The organism is Candidatus Pelagibacter sp. Uisw_094, assembly GCF_047729535.1.
Classification (GTDB): Bacteria; Pseudomonadota; Alphaproteobacteria; order Pelagibacterales; family Pelagibacteraceae; genus Pelagibacter.
This window is the reverse complement of sequence record NZ_CP159823.1, coordinates 523,102-542,983: the sequence shown is the minus strand read 5'-3', so window position 1 is coordinate 542,983 and position 19,882 is coordinate 523,102. Positions and strand designations below refer to the sequence as shown.

22 protein-coding genes are annotated in these 19,882 nt (G+C 31.1%); 11 read left to right on the top strand and 11 right to left on the bottom strand.

Translation table 11 applies throughout. From position 1 onward, the window contains the following. The first annotated feature begins 27 nt into the window (after positions 1-27). Positions 28-918: a DMT family transporter gene (locus ABXT72_RS02870; RefSeq protein ID WP_415278955.1), complete on the top strand. Its 891-nt coding sequence runs from the start codon at positions 28-30 to the stop codon at positions 916-918. Positions 919-922: 4 nt separating this feature from the next. On the opposite strand, the gene ABXT72_RS02865 is transcribed toward ABXT72_RS02870, so the two are convergent. The 6 genes from ABXT72_RS02865 to ABXT72_RS02840 all read right to left on the bottom strand — a co-directional run bounded on the left by ABXT72_RS02865 (position 923) and on the right by ABXT72_RS02840 (position 7,480). Beyond that, positions 923-2,248, bottom strand: coding sequence for a TRAP transporter large permease (locus tag ABXT72_RS02865; protein WP_415278953.1), 1,326 nt, complete (start codon positions 2,246-2,248; stop codon positions 923-925). Next, on the bottom strand, positions 2,248-2,907 hold the full coding sequence (locus ABXT72_RS02860) for a TRAP transporter small permease subunit (protein WP_415278952.1): 660 nt from the start codon (positions 2,905-2,907) through the stop codon (positions 2,248-2,250). The genes ABXT72_RS02865 and ABXT72_RS02860 overlap by 1 nt, the downstream gene beginning before the upstream one ends. Before the next feature lie 86 nt (positions 2,908-2,993). Then, the gene (locus ABXT72_RS02855; protein ID WP_415278950.1) at positions 2,994-4,085 is read right to left on the bottom strand and encodes a TRAP transporter substrate-binding protein; all 1,092 of its coding nucleotides are present in this window, start codon (positions 4,083-4,085) and stop codon (positions 2,994-2,996) included. Between the two features lie 179 nt (positions 4,086-4,264). Then, complete coding sequence (gene mmsB, locus ABXT72_RS02850) at positions 4,265-5,191, bottom strand: 3-hydroxyisobutyrate dehydrogenase (RefSeq protein ID WP_415278948.1); 927 nt, start codon at positions 5,189-5,191, stop codon at positions 4,265-4,267. Continuing rightward, complete coding sequence (locus tag ABXT72_RS02845) at positions 5,184-6,704, bottom strand: aldehyde dehydrogenase family protein (protein ID WP_415278947.1); 1,521 nt, start codon at positions 6,702-6,704, stop codon at positions 5,184-5,186. The genes mmsB and ABXT72_RS02845 overlap by 8 nt, the downstream gene beginning before the upstream one ends. Beyond that, a complete protein-coding gene (locus ABXT72_RS02840) occupies positions 6,704-7,480 on the bottom strand; it encodes an SDR family NAD(P)-dependent oxidoreductase (RefSeq protein WP_415278945.1) in 777 nt (258 codons plus the stop codon). Before ABXT72_RS02840 ends, ABXT72_RS02845 begins: the two co-directional genes overlap by 1 nt. A 125-nt stretch (positions 7,481-7,605) precedes the next feature. On the opposite strand from ABXT72_RS02840, the gene ABXT72_RS02835 reads away from it, so the two are divergent. After that, entirely contained in the window at positions 7,606-8,022 is a 417-nt protein-coding gene (locus tag ABXT72_RS02835) for a winged helix-turn-helix transcriptional regulator (protein WP_415278944.1), read from the top strand. 7 nt (positions 8,023-8,029) lie between these two features. Here the strand turns inward: ABXT72_RS02835 and ABXT72_RS02830 are convergent, their stop codons facing one another. Together ABXT72_RS02830 and ABXT72_RS02825 are read right to left on the bottom strand one after the other, a co-directional pair. Then, the gene (locus ABXT72_RS02830; RefSeq protein ID WP_415278943.1) at positions 8,030-8,776 is read right to left on the bottom strand and encodes an FKBP-type peptidyl-prolyl cis-trans isomerase; all 747 of its coding nucleotides are present in this window, start codon (positions 8,774-8,776) and stop codon (positions 8,030-8,032) included. 76 nt (positions 8,777-8,852) lie between these two features. After that, entirely contained in the window at positions 8,853-9,659 is an 807-nt protein-coding gene (locus ABXT72_RS02825) for a phytanoyl-CoA dioxygenase family protein (protein WP_415278942.1), read from the bottom strand. Between the two features lie 100 nt (positions 9,660-9,759). Between ABXT72_RS02825 and ABXT72_RS02820 the strand changes: the two genes are divergently transcribed. From ABXT72_RS02820 to ABXT72_RS02780, 9 genes are all read left to right on the top strand, one after another. Next, positions 9,760-10,575 (top strand): 3-methyl-2-oxobutanoate hydroxymethyltransferase, encoded by an 816-nt coding sequence (locus ABXT72_RS02820; protein ID WP_415278941.1) that lies wholly within the window; start codon positions 9,760-9,762, stop codon positions 10,573-10,575. 84 nt (positions 10,576-10,659) lie between these two features. After that, positions 10,660-12,255, top strand: a complete 1,596-nt coding sequence (locus ABXT72_RS02815; protein WP_415278939.1) for a GMC family oxidoreductase — start codon at positions 10,660-10,662, stop codon at positions 12,253-12,255. Continuing rightward, positions 12,255-12,845 (top strand): TerC family protein, encoded by a 591-nt coding sequence (locus ABXT72_RS02810; RefSeq protein WP_415278937.1) that lies wholly within the window; start codon positions 12,255-12,257, stop codon positions 12,843-12,845. Before ABXT72_RS02815 ends, ABXT72_RS02810 begins: the two co-directional genes overlap by 1 nt. Beyond that, entirely contained in the window at positions 12,846-13,604 is a 759-nt protein-coding gene (locus ABXT72_RS02805) for an SDR family NAD(P)-dependent oxidoreductase (protein WP_415278935.1), read from the top strand. Then, positions 13,589-14,389, top strand: coding sequence for a M23 family metallopeptidase (locus tag ABXT72_RS02800; RefSeq protein WP_415278934.1), 801 nt, complete (start codon positions 13,589-13,591; stop codon positions 14,387-14,389). Before ABXT72_RS02805 ends, ABXT72_RS02800 begins: the two co-directional genes overlap by 16 nt. Before the next feature lie 7 nt (positions 14,390-14,396). Then, positions 14,397-15,254 (top strand): DMT family transporter, encoded by an 858-nt coding sequence (locus tag ABXT72_RS02795; protein WP_415278932.1) that lies wholly within the window; start codon positions 14,397-14,399, stop codon positions 15,252-15,254. Positions 15,255-15,311: 57 nt separating this feature from the next. After that, entirely contained in the window at positions 15,312-16,088 is a 777-nt protein-coding gene (locus ABXT72_RS02790; protein ID WP_415278931.1) for a fumarylacetoacetate hydrolase, read from the top strand. Positions 16,089-16,207: 119 nt separating this feature from the next. Beyond that, positions 16,208-17,359: a M24 family metallopeptidase gene (locus tag ABXT72_RS02785; protein ID WP_415278929.1), complete on the top strand. Its 1,152-nt coding sequence runs from the start codon at positions 16,208-16,210 to the stop codon at positions 17,357-17,359. 126 nt (positions 17,360-17,485) lie between these two features. Further along, on the top strand, positions 17,486-17,956 hold the full coding sequence (locus ABXT72_RS02780) for a hypothetical protein (RefSeq protein ID WP_415278927.1): 471 nt from the start codon (positions 17,486-17,488) through the stop codon (positions 17,954-17,956). Positions 17,957-18,004: 48 nt separating this feature from the next. Here the strand turns inward: ABXT72_RS02780 and ABXT72_RS02775 are convergent, their stop codons facing one another. The 3 genes from ABXT72_RS02775 to argE form a co-directional block, all read right to left on the bottom strand. Then, a complete protein-coding gene (locus tag ABXT72_RS02775; RefSeq protein ID WP_168606561.1) occupies positions 18,005-18,157 on the bottom strand; it encodes a hypothetical protein in 153 nt (50 codons plus the stop codon). Next, positions 18,157-18,558 (bottom strand): hypothetical protein, encoded by a 402-nt coding sequence (locus ABXT72_RS02770; protein ID WP_415278926.1) that lies wholly within the window; start codon positions 18,556-18,558, stop codon positions 18,157-18,159. Before ABXT72_RS02770 ends, ABXT72_RS02775 begins: the two co-directional genes overlap by 1 nt. A gap of 169 nt (positions 18,559-18,727) precedes the next feature. Further along, on the bottom strand, positions 18,728-19,882 hold the full coding sequence (gene argE / locus ABXT72_RS02765) for an acetylornithine deacetylase (protein WP_415278924.1): 1,155 nt from the start codon (positions 19,880-19,882) through the stop codon (positions 18,728-18,730).

Sequence of the window (19,882 nt, the reverse complement as noted above, 5' to 3'; positions counted from 1 at the left end):
TTCATTTGTAATAGTATTTTTAATCTAATGCTCTTTCTTAAAAAAAATATTGGTTACTTAGCAATGTTTATTGCTGTAATTGGGTTTGGTTCAGGTCCTCCGTTTGTAAAGCTCGCTCTAGAAGAGTTTCAAATTGTTGATCTATTAGCTGTAAGGTTTGCAATTGCTTTTTTACTTATGTTAATTTTTGCTCTGATAATGAGAGTCGACTTATCAATAAAAAAAATAGGTCTAACACCATTTTTAATGGGTTTATTAAATCCTTTTCTTGTAACATTAGCTTTTCATGTAGGTTTAATGCTTACGTCACCTATCAACGGTGTTGCGATTATAAGTACAATGCCAATCATGCAGCCTTTTGTTGCTAGAATATTTTTAAATGAAAAAATTGAGATAAAGGTTTTAATAGGTGCTGTTATAACAATTATTGGAACTTATATCCTCTTATCGAGTCAAACTATTATTGGTCAGGGAAATTATATTGGAGATTTTATTATTTTTGCAGGAATGACTTTGGCTTCAATTAATGAAGTTATTGGTCGAAAAAAAATGCAGACTAATGTTAACCAACTAGGCGTAAATACTTATCAATATTTTACCGGTTTCATTTTGTCATTTTTGATATTATTTATTATTTGGCCTAACTCTACCTTTAGCCGTTCATTTCAATTAGATTTTACACCATCAGTAATAGCTGCAACCACTTTATCGTTTATAACTTTTGGTTCTTATTTATTTTATAATTACGCCTTAAGAAGAGTTCCGGTTGGTAGGATTAGTCTTATGTATCCTTTAACAGGACCTATAGGTGCTTTATCTGCCTGGTTGGTAATAGATGCTGAAATTACTTTTAAGATATTTTTTTCATTAGGAATTATTTTAATTGGAACTGTAATTCCTTATATTAATAAAAAATAAATTTTTAAGGGTACATTACACTAGGTAACCAAAGTGCAATCTGGGGAAATACAATAATTAAGATTAAACCTAAAACCTGTATTCCCATAAACTGCATCATACCAAGGTAAATATCTTTAAGTTCCCACTCTGGCACAACACCTTTTAAAAAATACGCAGATAGAGCTACAGGTGGAGAAAGCCAGGCGGTCTGTAAATTTACAGCTACTAGTATTGCAAACCAAGTTAAGTTAAAATCTAATTCTTTAATTAATGGAACAAAAATTGGTAATACAATAAGAACTATTGGTACCCACTCTAAAGGCCAACCTAACAAGAAAATTACTGCCATTAATATAGCCAAAACAACATATCTATTAACATCAAGATTTAACAAAAATTCAGTTAATAAAGATGGTGTTCCTAATTTTGAAAAAACTGCTCCAAAGAAATTTGATGCAGCAACTAAAAACATTATTAATGCAGTAATCTCTAAAGTTTTAATTAAAGAATTTTTTAAATTTTTTAAAGTTAATTTTCTATATGCTAGTGCTAAAATAACCGATCCAATAGCTCCTATACCAGCACCTTCAGTAGGTGTTGCTAAACCAAATAATATACTACCTAGAGCAAAAAATACTAACCCTGCAGGAGGTACTAACCCTAAAAAGAATTCTATCCAAACTTTACCCATACTTTTTGGTTGCATACTTTTTGGTAAAATTGGACCAAGTTTTGGATCAAAATAACATCTAACAGTGGTGTAAAGAGCATAAAGAAATGCCAACATTATTCCAGGAATTATTGCTGCAGCAAATAAATCTGTTACTGGGATTTCTAAAACAGGCCCCATTACCACCAACATGATACTTGGTGGAATTAAAATTCCAAGAGTTCCTCCAGCACATATTAAACCTGCTGACAATCTAGTATCGTATCCAGATTTAATCATAGTTTTACCTGCCATAATTCCAAGAATTGTTACTGATGCTCCAACTATTCCTGTTGCAGCTGCAAAAATTGTAGACACAAACATAACTGCATAAAATAATGCGCCCCTTGTTCTGGATAGCATTAATTGTATAGCTGAAAATAGTCTTTCCATAAGACCTGCAGATTCCATTAATATGCCCATAAATATAAAGAGTGGGACAGCAACCAGTGTGCTTTCTGTCATAATCATATTGAACTGTAGGGTCATTAAATAAAAAACTAACTTTCCAAAACCCCAGTAACCAAACACAAGACCTAAAAATATTAATGTGAATGAAATAGGAAAACCAATAAAGATAGCAAATAACATTACCCCTATCATTATTGCTCCAATTAATTCTTGTGAAAAAATTTCCATTACGGCCATCTACCTTTTACAAAGGCATAATATGTTTTAAATAATTCTGATATTCCTTGAATTAATAATAAAAAAGCTCCAATTGGCATGCAGCTTTTTAATGGCCACATTACTGGCATCCAAGTAGTATCCATTGCTCTTTGAATTCTAACTTTTCCGTCTAAGCATTCTGCTAAAATAGATTTCCCACATATAGAAGTGTAAGCATAATCAAAGCTTACCAAAAAAAAGACTATGAAACCCGGAAAGAAGAATAATAAATATAAGAATAGATCCACTTTTGCTTGAGTTTTAACATTCCAATTTCTATATAAAAAATCAGCTCTTATATGAATACCTTTTGATAATGCATAACCAGCACCCAACATAAAAAATGCTCCTGCAATCATTCTGGTAATATCATAAGCCCAAAGAGTTGGTCTGTTAAAAAAATGTCTACCAATAACTTCAAAAGTCATTGCAAAAATTAAAGGAATTACCATCCAACAAACTATTTTACCAACTCTTAACATGTTAAGGTCAATAAACTCTATAGTTTTTGCCATCCAAGGAGTCATGTCCTTAGGCATTTTTAAGCTAGTACGACGCTCTGCTATTAACTCATCTGTAATATCTAAAGTTTCTTTAACACCAGCAGAATGAGATTTATTTTTTACCATTTTATTGATTTGAAACTTGGATTAAAATTTTTTTATTTAAAAAAACGGGGACTTAAAATTATTAAGCCCCCGTTTAAATTATCTATTTACTTTTGCGCGTTTGCAAATGCAGTTCCAATTGATGCATCAGATGTTTCCATTTGAGCAATAAAAGGTACTACGATTTTTGCATGAGCAGTCATGTGCTGGTAAACTTCATCAAAGAACTTATTTTCTTTTGAGTTCTTTAGAATAGTAGCTTTAGCAGCAGCCATATATTCAACAAAGTAATCTGCTGGAGTATCATGAAGTATAACACCGTGTTTGGTAGTTAATTCAATCAACGCTTTTCCATTTTCAACAGCTCTGTTTGTAATGTTTCTAGTTATCATCGCTTCAGAAGCAATTTCCATAGCATATTTCTCTTGGTCAGTTAACTTATTATAAACATCCTTGTTGAAGAACACGTCTCCATTTACAACGTTTTGGTGTAGGCCCTGAAGGTAGTAATTTTTTAAAACCTTTTGGAAGCCAAATACTAGATCTGGTTTTGGACAACACCATTCAGCAGCATCGATTGTTCCTTTTTCAAGTGCTGGAAGAATATCTCCACCACCCATTGAAACTGATGCAACACCAATGTCTTTGTATGTTTGACCAGGAATTCCCGGAGGAGTTCTGAATCTGTATTTTCTGAAATCAGCCATGCTGTTGATCGGTTCTTTAAACCAACCTAAAGCTTCTGGACCAGAAGATGCCATGATGAAACCTTTTACGTTCATACCCATTTCGTCCCATAGTTGATCGTATAAAGCTTTTCCACCGTTATCAAAATACCATGCTAACCAAGATTTAGTACTTAAACCAATACCACCACCTGCAACTGGCGAACCAAATAACATTGCAGCAGGGTGATAGTTAGACCAATAGTGAGTCCAAGCAGCACCACCATCAACAAGACCCTTGTCAACAGCTTCTAATGTTTCTTTAACACCTACAACTTCTCCAGCTCCTAGAAGTTCAAATTTTAATGAACCGCCAGTAAGGCCAGTAACTCTTTCAGTCCACATTCCTACGATTTGTGCATCATAAGAAGTTTTCGGAAAGGTCATTTGTATTTTTAAAGTTTTAGCAGAAGCAGAAGCAATAATAGATACTGCAAAAACTAAACTTAAAATCAATGTTGTGATTTTTTTCATGTTTTTCCCTCTCTGTTTTTTTATTAAGTCTTAATAAGAATAGAAATAAACATTATTGTAAGAGAAAAGTAAAACTTAAAATAAAATAAACATTAGAGATACAACCTATGGTTTATTATAGTTGCAGGAGCTTCTTGGTATGCTTTTTATAATGTTAAATTACTTAACAAATAAAATTTTTATTTATTTCCTTTTGGATCAAATGGGTAATTCCAAGCATCACCACCAATCATTTTAGATATACCTGAATAGTCAGTATCACTATCACCCTCATCACAGAATTTTGAAAAAATTTCTAAAGCAGCTTTACCTAATGGTGTGGAGGCATCAACTGACTGAGCAGCATCCATGGCTAATCTTAAATCCTTCCTCATCATTGCCGCCGTAAAACCTGGTCGGTATTTATTATTTGAAGGAACTCCATCAGTAAGATTTGGTAAAGGTGTATAATTAGTCATAGCCCAATTATTTCCAGAAGCAGCTTTTATTATTTCATGAACCTTTTTAATATCCATTTTTAATCTTTTAGCTAACATTAAAGATTCGGATGCTGCTATCATAGAAATTCCTAAAGACATGTTGTTGCAAATTTTTACCCCTACTCCACTTCCTTGAGCGCCTGCATGTAAGATCTTTTGTCCCATAATATCAAACAAAGGTTTTGCTAATGCTACAGCTTCTTCACTTCCACCTACTAAAAAATTTAATTTTCCAATTCTTGCTCCCATCACACCACCAGTAACTGGTGCATCTATCATTTTAATTCCAAGTTTTTTTGCTTCATTGCCTAACTCTAGAGAGGTCTCAATATCAATTGTTGAGCAATCAATTATCAAGCATTCTTTTGGAATTTTATTTAATATTCCTTTATCTCCTAAATAAAGAGATCGAACATGTTTACCTTCCGGTAACATAGATATAACAGTACTGGCACCATCTAATAATTCATCAATAGTGGATACAACATTTAAACCTGACTCTTTTGCAATTTTTATTACCTCTGGTGAAACATCAAAAGCTTTTACTTCATTGCCGGCTTTTACTAATTGATCGGCCATAGGGTTTCCCATATTTCCAACACCTATAAATGCGATATGATTAGTCATCTAAATTTGATTTACCTCTATTAATTAAAACTGTTTTACTTTGTGTGAAGTGGTTAATCATACTATCAAAAGCATATTCTTTACCTAAACCACTCATTTTAATTCCTCCGTAAGAAACATTAGCTCTTGGAGCAGCACATTGATTTACCTGAACAAAACCAGCTTCAATCTCATCTACAAATTGCAATGCTCTAGATAGATTTTGTGTCCATAAAACTGCTGATAAACCAAAGGGTGTGTCGTTAGCACTTCTCATAACTTCATCAAAATTTTTAAATGGAATTGCGCAAGCTACAGGCCCAAATACCTCTTCTTGGCATACAGGAGATTCTACAGGAACCCCTGACAATAAAGTTGGCTCATAAAAGAAACCTTCCTTATAATCTCCTCCATTAGGTTGATTGCCACCATGTAATACTTTTGCAGATGAGGTTTTTTTTGCGATATCCATATAATGTAAGGTTCTTTTGAGCTGCTCATCAGATATTATTGCACCAATATCAGATTTAGTATCAAGTGCATTTCCCATCTTAAGTTTACTTAGTTTAGAAACCACACCTTCTAAAACTTTATCATAAATTTTTTCGTGTATATAAACCCTCGATCCGGCCGTGCATGCTTGGCCTTGACGAGTATACCTCATACCATCAATTACACCTGGTATTGCTATATCTAAGTCAGCATCACTCATTATAATATTTGGGTTTTTTCCACCTAATTCTAATGTAACAGGACATAATTTTGAAGCAGCCTTCATTGCAATAATTTTTCCAACAGAAAACGATCCTGTAAAAGTAACCTTTCTAACTTTAGGATGATCAATTAATGGTTCACCACACTCTTCTCCATAACCTGAAATGACATTTAAAACTCCAGGAGGAAGCTCTTGTTGTAATATTTCACATAAAAGCAAAGCACAAAATGGTGCTTGCTCAGCAGTTTTTAACACTACAGTATTTCCCGCTACAATAGCTGGTGCAATTTTTGCAACAGTCAAAAATAAAGGAGCGTTCCAAGGAATAATTGCACAAACAACTCCAATTGGATCTTTAGTTGTGTAATGAATTGTATTTGGAATATTTGGTGGGTAATTTTCACCTTTTATTTCTCCTGCAAGTCCAGCAAACATATGAGTTAATTCAATTGATGCTGCTGTCTCTGGTATGGCTTGAGTTCTAAGTGCGTTACCCGTATCTAAAGCTAATAGTGTTTCAATTTCAATTTTTCTATCCTCTAATTTTCTAGCAGCAGCCGTCATTATTTTACCACGTTCTCTCGCAGGTACTTTTTTCCATTTTTGAAATGCAGCTTCTGCTGAATCAACTGCTATATTTACATCAACCTTATTACACTGTGGAGCTTCACCAATATTTTCACCTGTACTTGGATTTAATACACTAATTTTAGCTTCAGCTTCAGCTGGTGACAATTTTCCATTGATTAAAATTTTATTAGATAATCTTTTTGCATTACCTAGTGCTAGTTCTAAATTATTTTTAAAATCATCACTCATTAATTGCTTATTTCACCTTTTCTTGTTTTTGCAGCTAACCATCCACCGTCAATTTTTATCTCAGATCCATTTATAAAATCGGCATCATCGCTAGATAGAAAAACAGCTGCACCAGATATATCAGACGGTAAACCCCAACGTCCAACTATTGTTTCTTTTCCCCAAGCTTCTCCATTAGCAGGGTCTTCAGCAAATTTTTGATTGAAGGGTGTTGAAATTAGCCCAGGACAAATAGTATTAACATTGATATTTTTCCCAGTTAAATCGACCGCTAAGGCTCTCGTTAAACCAAGTATACCAGATTTTGCAGCAACATAGGCTACTCTATCAGGTCTACCCATAAAACTTGCAATAGATCCAAAATTAATAATTTTTCCTTTACCATTTTTTATCATATGAGGAATAACAGACTTACAGCACAGATATGGTCCAGTTAAGTTTACTGATATCATGTCATCCCATTGCTGTTTTGTATGATCTAGAATATTGTTAATATGTCTTATACCAGCATTGTTAATAAGAATATCAATCTTACCAAATTTTTTAATAGCTGCTTCAGCCATGTTATTTGCACTATCTTCTTCAGCAACATTTGTTTCTACAACAATTGCTTCACCATTGTTGTCTTGAATTTTTTTAGAAATTTTTTCACCATTTTCAATATCCATTTCAGCTATAACAATTTTTGCTCCCTCACTTGCTAGTCTTAAACAAATCTCTGCACCAATTCCTTTTCCACCACCTGTGACTATTGCTATTTTATTTTTTAGTTTCATTGAAATCCTGTTATAAAAATTTTTAATTTTAATTAGGCTATTACTTTTTAAAATATTAATCAAAAGAATTAATAAATATAAAATTTTTTTTGGTATTATAACTAAACTAGTATACTAAACATACTATGGTAAATAAATTAGAAATAAATAAAGATCCGTTAAATAATGCATTAAAATTAATTAGTGGAAAGTGGAAGATTAAGATTCTTGAAAAGTTAATTAATAAACCCATAAGATTTGGTAAACTCAAGAAAGATTTAGATACGATAACTTCTCAAATGTTGTCTAAACAATTAAAAGAAATGGAGAATGACACTCTTGTAAAAAGAAAAGTTGTGAAGTCAAACCCAATAACTGTTGAATATTCATTAACACAATTTGGAAACTCTAGTTTACCCATAATTAGGTCATTAGTTAAATGGGGAAGCATTAATAAAAGAAAGATGTCACGTGTTATTGAAAAAGATCAAGAAAGAGTAATCGATTTATTACATGATGAAATTAGATTTAAAAACTTACAAAGAAAAAACTTCTACGGATAAAATTATATTACTTATGAGGGCCAAGTGTTTTATTTTCACTCTGCCAAGCTTTAATTCCACCTTTTAAAACCGAAATATTAGTAAAGCCCAAATCTTCAGAAAATGAATTAGCTAACATTGATGCAGTCTCTCCATCATGACTTATAAAAATTAGATTAACATCTTGAGATTGAGAAGCTGCTAATGCTCTAATTTTATCCATAACATAAACTTGAAATTTACCATTTTTATCAAAAGCTGTTTCTGGGAATGAACCTTTGATAACACCAGTTTTATCCCACTCTTCTTCTGTTCTAATATCAAGTGCCACAGCATTATTTTCAATCATGTCTATTAATTCATCTGATGAAACTGATTTATAACTTGGATCCAAAACGTCAATTACTTCAAATTCAAATATCAGATCTGTATTAGGTGGTATAATATCTCCACCACCCTTTTTTCCATAGGCTAGTTCAGCTGGAATTTTAATTTTTCTTTTAGTTCCTTTGGTGGTTCCTATTATTCCTTGTTCAAAACCAGGAATTACCTCTTTCATGCTCATTTGCACTACTAAAGGTCTATCCTTACCAATATTTGTATCAAAAACTTTTCCATTTTCAAACGAGCCAGTGTATTCAAGTTGAACCCATGAATGTTGTATAATCTTTTTTCCCGTACCAGGCTTATCAGTGATAATTTCAATTTCAACAGACTGAACTTGAAATGATAAGGATAAAAAAATTGTGAATATAAATGTTAATATTTTTTTCATTATTTAATAATTGTTCAATTATCAGAAATAAATATGATTTTCTATATATTGTTAGATTATTATTGAATTGAAGCTGTCAACTTACTCTGTTTGTATGATCTTGATAAATTTTATTTGAGGCTTTATCTTTCCCACTAACTAAATGCAACTGTCTTTGAAGTGAATAGCCAACTTTATCCTCTATAGTTTTAGCACCTTCATGATCAAAAAAAGAAGAGGTTGGCATATATCTATAGGTAAGACCCGCTCTTCTTTTTCCAGAATTATTGGCTCTAGATCCATGAAATAGATAAACGTCATGCATAGAAAACATTCCTGGTTTTAAGATTACTGATTTAGCTTGATCTTTAATATTATCAATATTTTTTAGCGTCTGGTTTAAAGTAACATTAGTTGAGTCTAACGTATTGTGCTCAGCTAGTTTTCTATTCAAATGGGATCCTGGTATATATTGAAGTGGACCATTTTCTTCTGTCACCTCATCTATAGACAACCAAACAGTTACTGACTCTAATGGTTTAATAGGCCAGTACTCCCCATCTTGATGCCAAGGTGTTTCTTTTCCATTTTTTTCTTTTTTACAAAACAATGAAGATCCCCAAAGAATTATATCCTCACCAATTAATTGTTTTACCTCACTAATTATTTCTGGATACATTGCAAATTTTAAAAAATTATTATCTCTTTCATATAGGCCAGTCACAAATTCTGTATTTTCAGATTTGTGGTCATCTAAATATTTATCTAGTGCATTATTTAAATCTTGTATTTTGTCTTTTGACAAACATGTCAAACTCTTAACTAAACCGTCTTTTTTATAAATAGATAACTGTTCACCGTTAAGCATAATTTTTAAGTTAACAATGAAGATTAATTTTGTCAATTAATAACACCTAGTAGTATTAAAAGTATACCAAAATAGAAAAGTTAGATTTATGTTAACTTTTAATCTATAAAGACAACTATTAATCTATAAAGATACTATGAAAAATATATATACATGGTCCGTAGAGTTGGCACAAAGAAACTTAACAATAGCCGATCTTAAAGCAGCAAAAGGAAAAAAAAAATTTACACAAGTTAGAGCAAATACTATTGGTGAGGCTTATGCGGCAGAAGAAGCTGGAATTGATATGATCATATCAAATTCAAAAAATGTGAATAAAGTGAGAAAAGGTTCAAATAAATTATTTTTAACAGCTTCATTATTTTGGGAAGAGTTTGTAACCAAAGATGAAATTTTAAAAGGTGCATTTAAGGCATTAGAAAACGGTGCAGATGCTGTATTTACTCCAAGAAGCACACAAATAATAGAAATGTTGGCTAATGAAGATATTCCTGTGATGGGTCATCTTGGTTTGGTCCCAAGAAAATCTTCATGGTTTGGTGGCTTAAGAGCTGTTGGTAAAACTCCAAAAGAAGCGCATGAACTATTCCAAAAATTTAAAGATCTAGAAAACGCTGGAGCGTTTGCGGTAGAGGGTGAGGTAATACCAGAAAATGTAATGAAAGAAATTTCGAATAGAACAAGTATGATCACTATATCAATGGGTTCAGGCAAAAAAGCAGATGTAATATATTTATTTATGGAGGATATTTGTGGTGAAACTGCCAAACCGCCAAGACATGCTAAGGCTTATGAAAATTTATTAAAATTAAAGAATGAAATTGAAATTAAAAGAATAAAGGCATTAAAAGCATTTAAAAAAGATTCTATGAGCGGAAAATTTCCTGGAAAAAAACAATCTATTAATATGGATAGCCAACAATTTGATAGTTTTTTAAAATTGCTTGATTAATAACATCACAATATAAATTGATAAAAAATTAGATAATATACTTATAATTAGATTATTAATAAAAATTAATTTATAAAAATATATATGGATAATTTTGACTACATCATTGTTGGAGCAGGATCAGCTGGGTGTGTTTTGGCAAATAGATTGTCTGAAAACCCAAAAAATAAAGTTCTTTTAATTGAAGCTGGTGGCAAAGACAATTATCCATGGATTCATATTCCTGTTGGATATTTTAAAACCATACACAATCCAGATGTAGACTGGTGTTATAATACAGAGCCTGATGAGAGTATGAACAATAGATCTATAAGGTACCCTAGAGGTAAAACTTTAGGCGGAAGCTCTTCAATTAATGGTTTATTATATGTTAGAGGTCAAAGTAGAGACTATGATATCTGGAGACAATTGGGTAACAAGGGTTGGAGCTGGGATGATGTATTACCTTATTTTATAAAAGCAGAAAATCAAGAAAGAGGCCCAAGTGAGTTCCATGGAGTTAATGGACCTTTATCAGTTTCAGACCAAAGAATACAATTACCACTGTTAAATGAATTCCAAAAAGCTGCTGAAGAATTTGGTATTCCAAAAACTAAAGATTTTAATACAGGAGACAATCATGGTTGTGGTTATTTTCAGGTAACTGAAAAAGATGGCTTTAGATGTAGCACTGCTGTTGGTTATCTTAACCCTATAAAAAAAAGACCTAATCTAAAAATAGTTACAAAAGCTCATGTTAAAAAGATTAATTTTGAAAATAAAGTTGCTAAAGAAGTTGAGTACTGGATTGAAAATGAATTATTCACTGTAAGCGCTAATAAAGAAATCATCTTATCTTCAGGGGCAATTGGTTCTCCACAATTATTACAAGTGTCTGGAGTTGGTAATTCAGATAAATTAAAAAAATTAGGAATTGAGATGGTACATGAATTAAAGGGTGTGGGTGAAAATTTACAAGACCATTTAATGTTTAGACCAATATATAAAATACAAAATATAAAATCTCTTAATAAAAAAATTAACAGTTTATTTGGGAATTTATTAATTGGATTAGAGTATGTCTTTAATAGAAGTGGACCTATGACTATGGGTGCAAGTCAAATGTGTATGTTTGCAAAAAGTGATACATCTTTAGAACTGCCTGATTTACAGTGGCATGTTCAACCAATGAGTATGGATACGTTGGGTGAAACTAAAAATCATGATTTTCACGGTTTCACTCCAACAGTTTCACAAATAAGACCCACTAGTAGAGGACATATCAGTGTAACAGATAAAGATTCCAGAACTTATGCAAAAATAAAAATGAATTATTTGTCAACTGATGAAGATAGAAGAATTGCAGCAGCTGGTCTTAAGTTAACAAGAAAAATTGTTTTAGAGTCTGAGACTTTCAAAAAATTTAGCCCAGAAGAATATCGTCCTGGACCTCATTTAGTAGAAGATGAGGATATATTAAAAGCAGCGGCAGATTATGCTCAAACAATATTTCACCCTGTTGGAACATGTAAAATGGGTCAAGATGATATGGCTGTTGTTGATGATCAGTTGAAAGTTCATGGAATTAAAAATTTAAGAGTAATAGACGCCTCGATCATGCCCAATATTACCTCTGGAAACACTAATGCACCCACAATAATGATTGCAGAAAAAGGTGCTGATATGATACTAAGCAGTTAATGTTTGCAGAATTATTCGGACCTGAACAACTTGTAATCTTAGGTCAAATTATATTTATAGATTTAGTATTAGCTGGTGACAATGCCATTATTATTGGAATGGTTGCTTCTAAATTTCCAGCTGAACAAAGAAAAAAGGTAATCTTTTGGGGAATAGGTGGTGCAGTAATTTTAAGAATTATTTTAACCATGTTAACTGCCTATTTATTGCAAATAACAGGCTTAAGATTGATAGGAGGATTGCTTCTTCTTTATATAGTCTACAAACTCTACACAGATGTAATCAAAGGTCAGCCAGGCGACGAAGACGTTAAGGTAGATAACTCAAGTTTTATGAAAGCTATCTGGACAGTTTTACTTGCTGATTTTACAATGAGTTTGGATAATGTTTTAGGTGTAGCTGGCGCTGCTGGTGATCACTATGTATTGCTAGTTTTTGGTTTAGCTTTATCAATAATTCTTATGGCAACAGCTGCAACCGTAATATCAAGGTGGATTAATGAATATAAATGGATAGCATGGATTGGTTTGATTGCTATACTGGTTGTTGCAATTGAATTAATCTTTACTGATTTAAAATTATTTATCTAAATGTACTTACAAAAAATAAATCTTAAAAACAAATATGCATTAGTTACAGGTGCTGGTAAAGGATTAGGAAGAGCCTGCTCTATTGCTCTTGCTGAAGCTGGTGCAACAATCATTGCATTAAGCAGAACTCAATCAGATCTTGATAAACTTGAAAAAGAAATAAAAAAGATAAAAGGTAAAGTTATCAAAGTTAATTGTGATGTAATGAATTACAAAGATTTAAAAGAAAACCTAGATAAGATTAAAATTATAGATATTTTAGTTAATAATGCTGGAACAAATATTCCAGAACCTTTTGAAAAAATTAAACAAGAAAGCATGAACTACTTGGTAGATTTAAACCTAAAAGCTGCTTTTAATGTGGCTCAATTAGTTGTTAAAAAAATGTTAAAGAATAAAAAAAGAGGTGGATCAATTATTAACATGTCCTCTCAACTTGGTCATGTGGGAATGGCTGGTAGAAATGTTTATAATATGACAAAATTTGGAATTGAAGGTTTAACTAAAGGTATGGGTGTAGAACTTGCAAAAAACAATATTAGAGTAAATACAGTAGCCCCTACTTTTGTTGCAACACCAATGGTTAAAAAATTTTTTAAAAACAAAGAATTTAAAAAGCTAGCTTTAGGGAACATACCCATGGGAAAATTAGCAACAGAAAGTGATGTTGCAACAAGTGTTTGTTTTTTAGCTTCTTCTGCGTCATCAATGGTTACGGCCACATCAATCTTAGTAGACGGTGGATGGACTGCAAAGTAATACATAGATTACTTTTATTAGTAGCATTATTTTTTTCAACTCAATCTTTTGCATTAGAATTTCAGGGAAAATTTATTCAAGGACATTTTATTATTGGAAAAACTGAACCTGGGTCATCAATTTTTGTAGATAAAAAAAAAGTTAAAGTTTCAAAGGATGGTTATTTTGCATTTGGGATTGAAAAAGATAGAAAATTTGACATTACAATCACTGAAAACAATAACAAAATTGTAAAAAAAATAAAAAAGAGAAAATACAATATTCAAAAAATTGATGGCTTACCTAAAAAAAAAGTTACACCACCTGAGGAATTTTACGTAAGAATTAAAAAAGAAAATAAATTAATAGCTGATGCAAGAGAGATTGAAAGTGACTTACAGTTTTTTAAAGAAAAATTTATTATACCAGTTGATGATGCAATAATTACTGGTGTTTATGGCAGCCAAAGAATTTTAAATGGTATACCCAAATGGCCTCACTATGGTTTGGATTTTGCCCAAAAAAAAGGTACTCCTGTTAAAGCAATGAATAATGGTATTGTTACTCTAGCTGAAAAAGACTTATTTTATACAGGTGCAACTTTAATATTTGATCATGGTCATGGAATTTCAACTCTATACATGCATATGGATGAAATTTTTGTAAATGTAGGTGATCACGTTAAAAAAGGAGATATCATCGCAACTGTTGGATCTTCAGGTAGATCAACTGGACCTCATCTAGATGTAAGGCTTAATTGGTTTGGTACCAGACTAGATCCTGCAACAATTTTAGAAATCAAATAGATCCTTAATGATAATCTCTAAACAATCCATAGGTATAATATTTGGAATTCTTGCTTATTTTTCTTTCTCCATATTAGATGCTACACAAAAAACATTAATTTTATATCACTCCGTATTTCAATTAATGCTTGTTAAGTACTTTTTTGTTTTATTTTTAAGTCTAGTAGAATCAAAGAGAAAAAATAATATTAATTTTTACAAATCAAAAAGTATTAAGTGGCAAATTTTTAGGAGTTTATTATCTGTTATAGAATCTGGATGCTTTGTATTATCTTTTAAATATTTATCACTTGCAGACGCTCACAGTGTGGGCTCTTTAGCACCAGTGATCGTTGTTGCTTTATCAGCTATTTTTTTAAAAGAAAAAGTATCCACAAAAACATGGATAGCAATTTTTGTTGGATTTGTTGGTGTTTTAATTATTTTAAGACCCACCTCTTCAATTTTTGATCCTAAAGCTTTATTGCCACTTTTAGCAGCATTTGTATTGGGACTTTATCAAGTTGTAACAAAAAAAGTGTCTGAGCATGACACAACTGAAACATCATTATTTTACACTTCTATCATTGGTATTTTTGTTATGTCTTTATTAGCTTCAAACTTTTGGAGTCCAGTATCCTCATCGTCTTACATTCTTTTTTTAATTGTTGGTATTTTTTTCTCATTAGGAATTTATCTTCAAATAATTGCTTTGAGTATGACTAGAGCAAGTATTATTCAACCTTTTCATTATACTTTAATATTTTGGGCTATAATTTTCGGTTATATTTTTTATAACGATATTCCTGATTTATTTACAATTGTTGGAGCTGTGATAATAACGCTTTCTGGTATTTTTGTACTTACTCAATCTACAAAAGATTAAGTAAATAAATAAGTTTTAATCTAGACTAAATCTTTTTATTATATTAATTAACTAAGAATGAAAAAATCTTTAATAGAAAAAACAGCAGATAAATTAGTTAGTGCATTTATTAATAATAAAATGATTGCACCCCTTCCAACAAAATTTACAAAAACATTAAGCGAAGCTGAAAAGCTAAGAAAATTATGTGAGAGTAAAATTAAAGATCCAATAATTGGATTTAAAGCTGCAGGTACAGGTATACCTGTCATGAAAAAACTTAAAGAAAAAAAGCCTTTCTATGCTTCTATTTTTGAAAAGAATTTTATAAAAAGTGGAAAAAAAGTAAAAATTAATAAATCTACTTTAGGTATAGAGCTTGAAGTTTGTTACCTAATTAAGAAAAACTTTTTCTCATCCAAAGGGTCAATTACTATGAAAAATGTGACAAAGCACATTTCACATATGGCTACTTGTATTGAAGTTATTGGTTATAGACAAAAGAAAAAAGGTATAACTAGTTTTGGTGATTTATGTAGTGATTTTGGTGCTAATGTTAAATTTTTGATTGGGCAAAAGAAAAAATATAAAAAAATTAATATAGGAAACTTAAAGACAAATATTGCTAATAAAAAAATTGGACAAAGTGTTAATGGAAATACAAATACTGTTTATATAAATCCATTAAACTCACTAAGATTTGTGTTGAATGAATTAAAAAAAGATAAAGTAAGTCTTGATAAAGATTTTTATGTATTCACCGGATCGACTGTTGGTGTTGTGCCAATTCTAGGTAAAGGTCTTTACACTGGAAAAGTAGCTCAACTCGGATCCGCTAAAGCAATTATTCATTAATTTTATAATATCGTTTAAAAAGCCTTAATATTTAACAATAATTTGTGTTTGTTATAATATGAAAAAATAAAATTTAAGCTTACTTGTGGTTAATATTTTTAAAAGTTATAGTTTTTATTATGGCATTACACTTTAGCAAACAAGAATTTAAAAAAAGAAAACTAGCAATATTAAATTCTATGAAAGAGCAAAACCTAGATGCTCTTTTAATGTTCAGACAAGAGTCTATGTTTTGGCTTACAGGATATGACACCTTTGGTTATGTTTTTTTTCAAACTTTAATACTAGACCAAAAAGGAAACATTATTCTTTTAACAAGGGCTCCAGATTTAAGACAAGCACAAAATACCTCAAACATTGAAGATATAAGAATTTGGGTAGATAAAGACCAATCTAACCCTACAGATAATCTTAAAATCATCTTAAATGAACTAAATTTAAAAGATAAAAAAATTGGAATTGAATATGAAGCTTACGGTATGACAGGTCGTAATGCTTTAAGACTCAATAAATCACTAGAAAGTTATTGTGAAGTAGAAGATCAATCTGAATTAATTACTAAGCATAGGGTTATTAAATCACAAGAGGAGATTGTTTATGTAAAAAAAGCTGCAGAACTTGCTGATCTAGGTCTTGATGAAGCGTGGAAATACGCAAAAGCTGGCACTAGTGAGGCAAAAATTTTAGCTGAAATGCAAAGAGTTGTTTTAGAAGGTGGCGGTGATTATCCAGCAAATGAATATATTATTGGATCAGGACACAACGCATTACTATGCAGATATCAATCTGAGAAAAGAATTCTATCAGAAACTGATCAGTTAACTATTGAATGGGCTGGGACTTATAAACATTATCACTCTGCAATGTTTAGAACTATCCCTATTGGTAAAGCTGATCCAAAACATATTAAGATGCATGAGGCCTGTGTTGAAGCTTTAAATAATTGTGCAAAGACTTTAATACCAGGAAAAACTGCTGGAGATGTATTTGATATACACGCTAAAACTTTTGATAACCTTGGATACAATAAAGCAAGAATGAATGCTTGTGGTTATTCATTAGGTTCAACCTTCTCTCCCAACTGGATGGACTGGCCAATGCTTTACACTGGTAATCCTTATATTATCCAACCTGGTAATGTCTTCTTCATGCACATGATACTTATGGATTCAGACAGCAATTTAGCCATGAATTTAGGAGAAACGTATCTTGTGACAGAGAATGGCAACGAAAGATTAGGGAAGCAAAAACTGGATTTAGTTGTCTTATAGGGCTCTATCTGTGTGTTTGCTCAAGGTCTTACTAGTTATATAGGGCTTTATTTTTAGACAAAATTAATTTCAAAATCTAAAATTACTACTCTTGCACCAAATGCCTAGATAAATTAAAATTGCAATATGGGCATCGCTGACAAGAAATATTCAAACGTAGACAAGAAGACAGCAGAAATACTTGTGGAAGCTAAATTATTATTAGAGGAAGAGGGATACGAAGTTTCTAAACCAAGAGAAAAATCTATAGCCCGAGAATTAATGAATGTTGCATATGGTAAAGCATTTAAAACAATGTCCAAAGATCCTGATTTAACAGTTAGAAAAATATGTTTAAAAGCTATTGAAAATAAATTTTTTGATACCTGTTTAGATACTTTGATTAAGGGACCTAAAAAAAGAGCTGCATTCGATAACGAAAGTCCAAAAACATGGACCGAGAAAACAGTTACACAAGATATTAAAACAAAAGGTCATTTTAAAAGATTCAAACTTATAGAGCAATATATCAAGACAGATATGAATGCGACTAGGACTTTATTAGACCCTGATTACAGACCTCACGGTGATAAAGTTGCCATAAAAAAAATCAAATAATCCCATATTAAATCCTAACCCAGAACCACGATCCCTAAAAGTTTTTCATTAATCTATAATCCCTGCTAAATTTTTAGCAGCTTTTTTTTTGGATCCTGCAGTTAATCCTTTGACATAGGCTGTTGCTATTCTTTCTGGATTTTTAATATTTCTTTTTTTAAATTTTTTTAATAAATCTTTGTAGTTAGGTTTTCTAGGCATTACTTTGGAGCTTTTTTTGTAGTGGGTTTTTCGAAATCCTCTGTCATATCAGCAATCAGTGGTCTAAAGAAACTTGTAGTAATAATTATGAATGCAGAAATTATTAGTAAGGCATCAAACTTAACTAGATCTACCATAACTTTCGTAGTACCTAAAATAACATGAACTAGCATTGTTAAAAACATTGCACCTAGCCATAAATATATTACTGAAAATTTATATGGTTTAGCTACTAATCCAGCACCTAACAAAGCACCTAGTATAAGAATAATAGGATCAGTTCCGATAGCCATTAAACCACCCAAGAATAAACCAATGAAAGCTATGTTAGCTACATAACCAACAGACAAAATTAAAATATTTACGACTATGATTAGGTAGGAGAAATATAATAAGACCATTGAATTTAAAAATTGATTAATAAAACTATTATAGTGATAGTTATTAACACAGCACTCACAATAATATAATTCAGTCTAATATTAAATTTTTTAAAAACTATTTCAGTAATTTTTTCCCAGAATACTACAATCAAGAGGACAATTATAGCTGGCAGAATAAATTTGATCATTAATGACTATCAATTAAATTATCTAAAAATTTACTACACCTATTAATTTGCTCAATACTTATAAACTCATTTGGCTTATGTGCTTGGTCTATACTTCCAGGTCCACATACAATAGTTGGTATATTAGATCTATTTTTAAACAAACCAGCTTCTGTTCCATAAACAACTTTTTTATGTTTATTATTTCCTAACAATTCTTTAATCTTTTTTACCAGATCAATATCTTCACTCATATCTAAAGCAGGATAATTAACTTTTTCATTAAAACTAATTCCTGTTTTGGATGAAACTTTATGCATATCTTTTATTAATTTTTGGTTGGCATAATCTTTAATTTTTTTAACCAATTGTAAGGGGTCATCTTTTATTAAATTTCTTACTTCAAATTCAAATTCACATAAATCAGGTACTATATTCAAAATAGCTCCACCTTTAATTAGACCTGTATGAAGAGTAGTGTGTGGAACTTCATAATCATTATCAAAAGGTCCATTAATTGATTTTTCTTTATTTAGTTTGTCAATATAAGCAATTAGTTTTGAAGCGTAATTAATAGCGTTAACACCAAAGGGTGCTTGTCCAGAATGACATGCTAATCCTTCAACTTTAACACTGTATGCTTGTTTTCCTTTATGACCTATGACTACCTCCATACTTGTAGGCTCTCCTACAATACAAAACTCTGGTTTAATTGATTTTTTTTCAATTAAGTCCAGCAAACCATGTACGCCAACACATCCTATTTCTTCATCATAAGAAAAAGCAAGATGAATTGGTTTAGATAATTTTTTTTCAACTATTTTAGGAACACGACTTAAAACTAAACCTATAAAACTTTTCATATCAGAGGTTCCTCTGCCATACAGTTTTTCATCTTTTTCTATTAATTGAAAAGGGTCACTGTCCCATTTTTGGTTAGCAACTGGAACAACATCAGTGTGACCAGAAAGAACAATACCACCTGAAGAATTAGAACCTATTGTTGCAAACAAATTAGCTTTATTTTTAGTTTCATCATAAACTAATTCAGATTTTATTTTGTATTGGTTTAAATAATTTTCTATGAACTTAATTAGATTTAAATTAGATTTAAAGCTTGTGGTGTCAAATCCAATTAATGTTTTAAGTAAATCTAAAGATTTTTTTTCTATCAT

What these genes read in the sequence shown, in the direction of transcription:
- ABXT72_RS02870 (WP_415278955.1), top strand. Translation starts at nt 28, where the DNA reads ATGCTCTTTCTTAAAAAAAATATTGGTTACTTAGCAATGTTTATTGCT.
- ABXT72_RS02865 (WP_415278953.1), bottom strand. Translation starts at nt 2,248, where the DNA reads ATGGAAATTTTTTCACAAGAATTAATTGGAGCAATAATGATAGGGGTA.
- ABXT72_RS02860 (WP_415278952.1), bottom strand. Translation starts at nt 2,907, where the DNA reads ATGGTAAAAAATAAATCTCATTCTGCTGGTGTTAAAGAAACTTTAGAT.
- ABXT72_RS02855 (WP_415278950.1), bottom strand. Translation starts at nt 4,085, where the DNA reads ATGAAAAAAATCACAACATTGATTTTAAGTTTAGTTTTTGCAGTATCT.
- mmsB (WP_415278948.1), bottom strand. Translation starts at nt 5,191, where the DNA reads ATGACTAATCATATCGCATTTATAGGTGTTGGAAATATGGGAAACCCT.
- ABXT72_RS02845 (WP_415278947.1), bottom strand. Translation starts at nt 6,704, where the DNA reads ATGAGTGATGATTTTAAAAATAATTTAGAACTAGCACTAGGTAATGCA.
- ABXT72_RS02840 (WP_415278945.1), bottom strand. Translation starts at nt 7,480, where the DNA reads ATGAAACTAAAAAATAAAATAGCAATAGTCACAGGTGGTGGAAAAGGA.
- ABXT72_RS02835 (WP_415278944.1), top strand. Translation starts at nt 7,606, where the DNA reads ATGGTAAATAAATTAGAAATAAATAAAGATCCGTTAAATAATGCATTA.
- ABXT72_RS02830 (WP_415278943.1), bottom strand. Translation starts at nt 8,776, where the DNA reads ATGAAAAAAATATTAACATTTATATTCACAATTTTTTTATCCTTATCA.
- ABXT72_RS02820 (WP_415278941.1), top strand. Translation starts at nt 9,760, where the DNA reads ATGAAAAATATATATACATGGTCCGTAGAGTTGGCACAAAGAAACTTA.
- ABXT72_RS02815 (WP_415278939.1), top strand. Translation starts at nt 10,660, where the DNA reads ATGGATAATTTTGACTACATCATTGTTGGAGCAGGATCAGCTGGGTGT.
- ABXT72_RS02810 (WP_415278937.1), top strand. Translation starts at nt 12,255, where the DNA reads ATGTTTGCAGAATTATTCGGACCTGAACAACTTGTAATCTTAGGTCAA.
- ABXT72_RS02805 (WP_415278935.1), top strand. Translation starts at nt 12,846, where the DNA reads ATGTACTTACAAAAAATAAATCTTAAAAACAAATATGCATTAGTTACA.
- ABXT72_RS02800 (WP_415278934.1), top strand. Translation starts at nt 13,589, where the DNA reads ATGGACTGCAAAGTAATACATAGATTACTTTTATTAGTAGCATTATTT.
- ABXT72_RS02795 (WP_415278932.1), top strand. Translation starts at nt 14,397, where the DNA reads ATGATAATCTCTAAACAATCCATAGGTATAATATTTGGAATTCTTGCT.
- ABXT72_RS02790 (WP_415278931.1), top strand. Translation starts at nt 15,312, where the DNA reads ATGAAAAAATCTTTAATAGAAAAAACAGCAGATAAATTAGTTAGTGCA.
- ABXT72_RS02785 (WP_415278929.1), top strand. Translation starts at nt 16,208, where the DNA reads ATGGCATTACACTTTAGCAAACAAGAATTTAAAAAAAGAAAACTAGCA.
- ABXT72_RS02780 (WP_415278927.1), top strand. Translation starts at nt 17,486, where the DNA reads ATGGGCATCGCTGACAAGAAATATTCAAACGTAGACAAGAAGACAGCA.
- ABXT72_RS02775 (WP_168606561.1), bottom strand. Translation starts at nt 18,157, where the DNA reads ATGCCTAGAAAACCTAACTACAAAGATTTATTAAAAAAATTTAAAAAA.
- ABXT72_RS02770 (WP_415278926.1), bottom strand. Translation starts at nt 18,558, where the DNA reads ATGGTCTTATTATATTTCTCCTACCTAATCATAGTCGTAAATATTTTA.
- argE (WP_415278924.1), bottom strand. Translation starts at nt 19,882, where the DNA reads ATGATAGAAAAAAAATCTTTAGATTTACTTAAAACATTAATTGGATTT.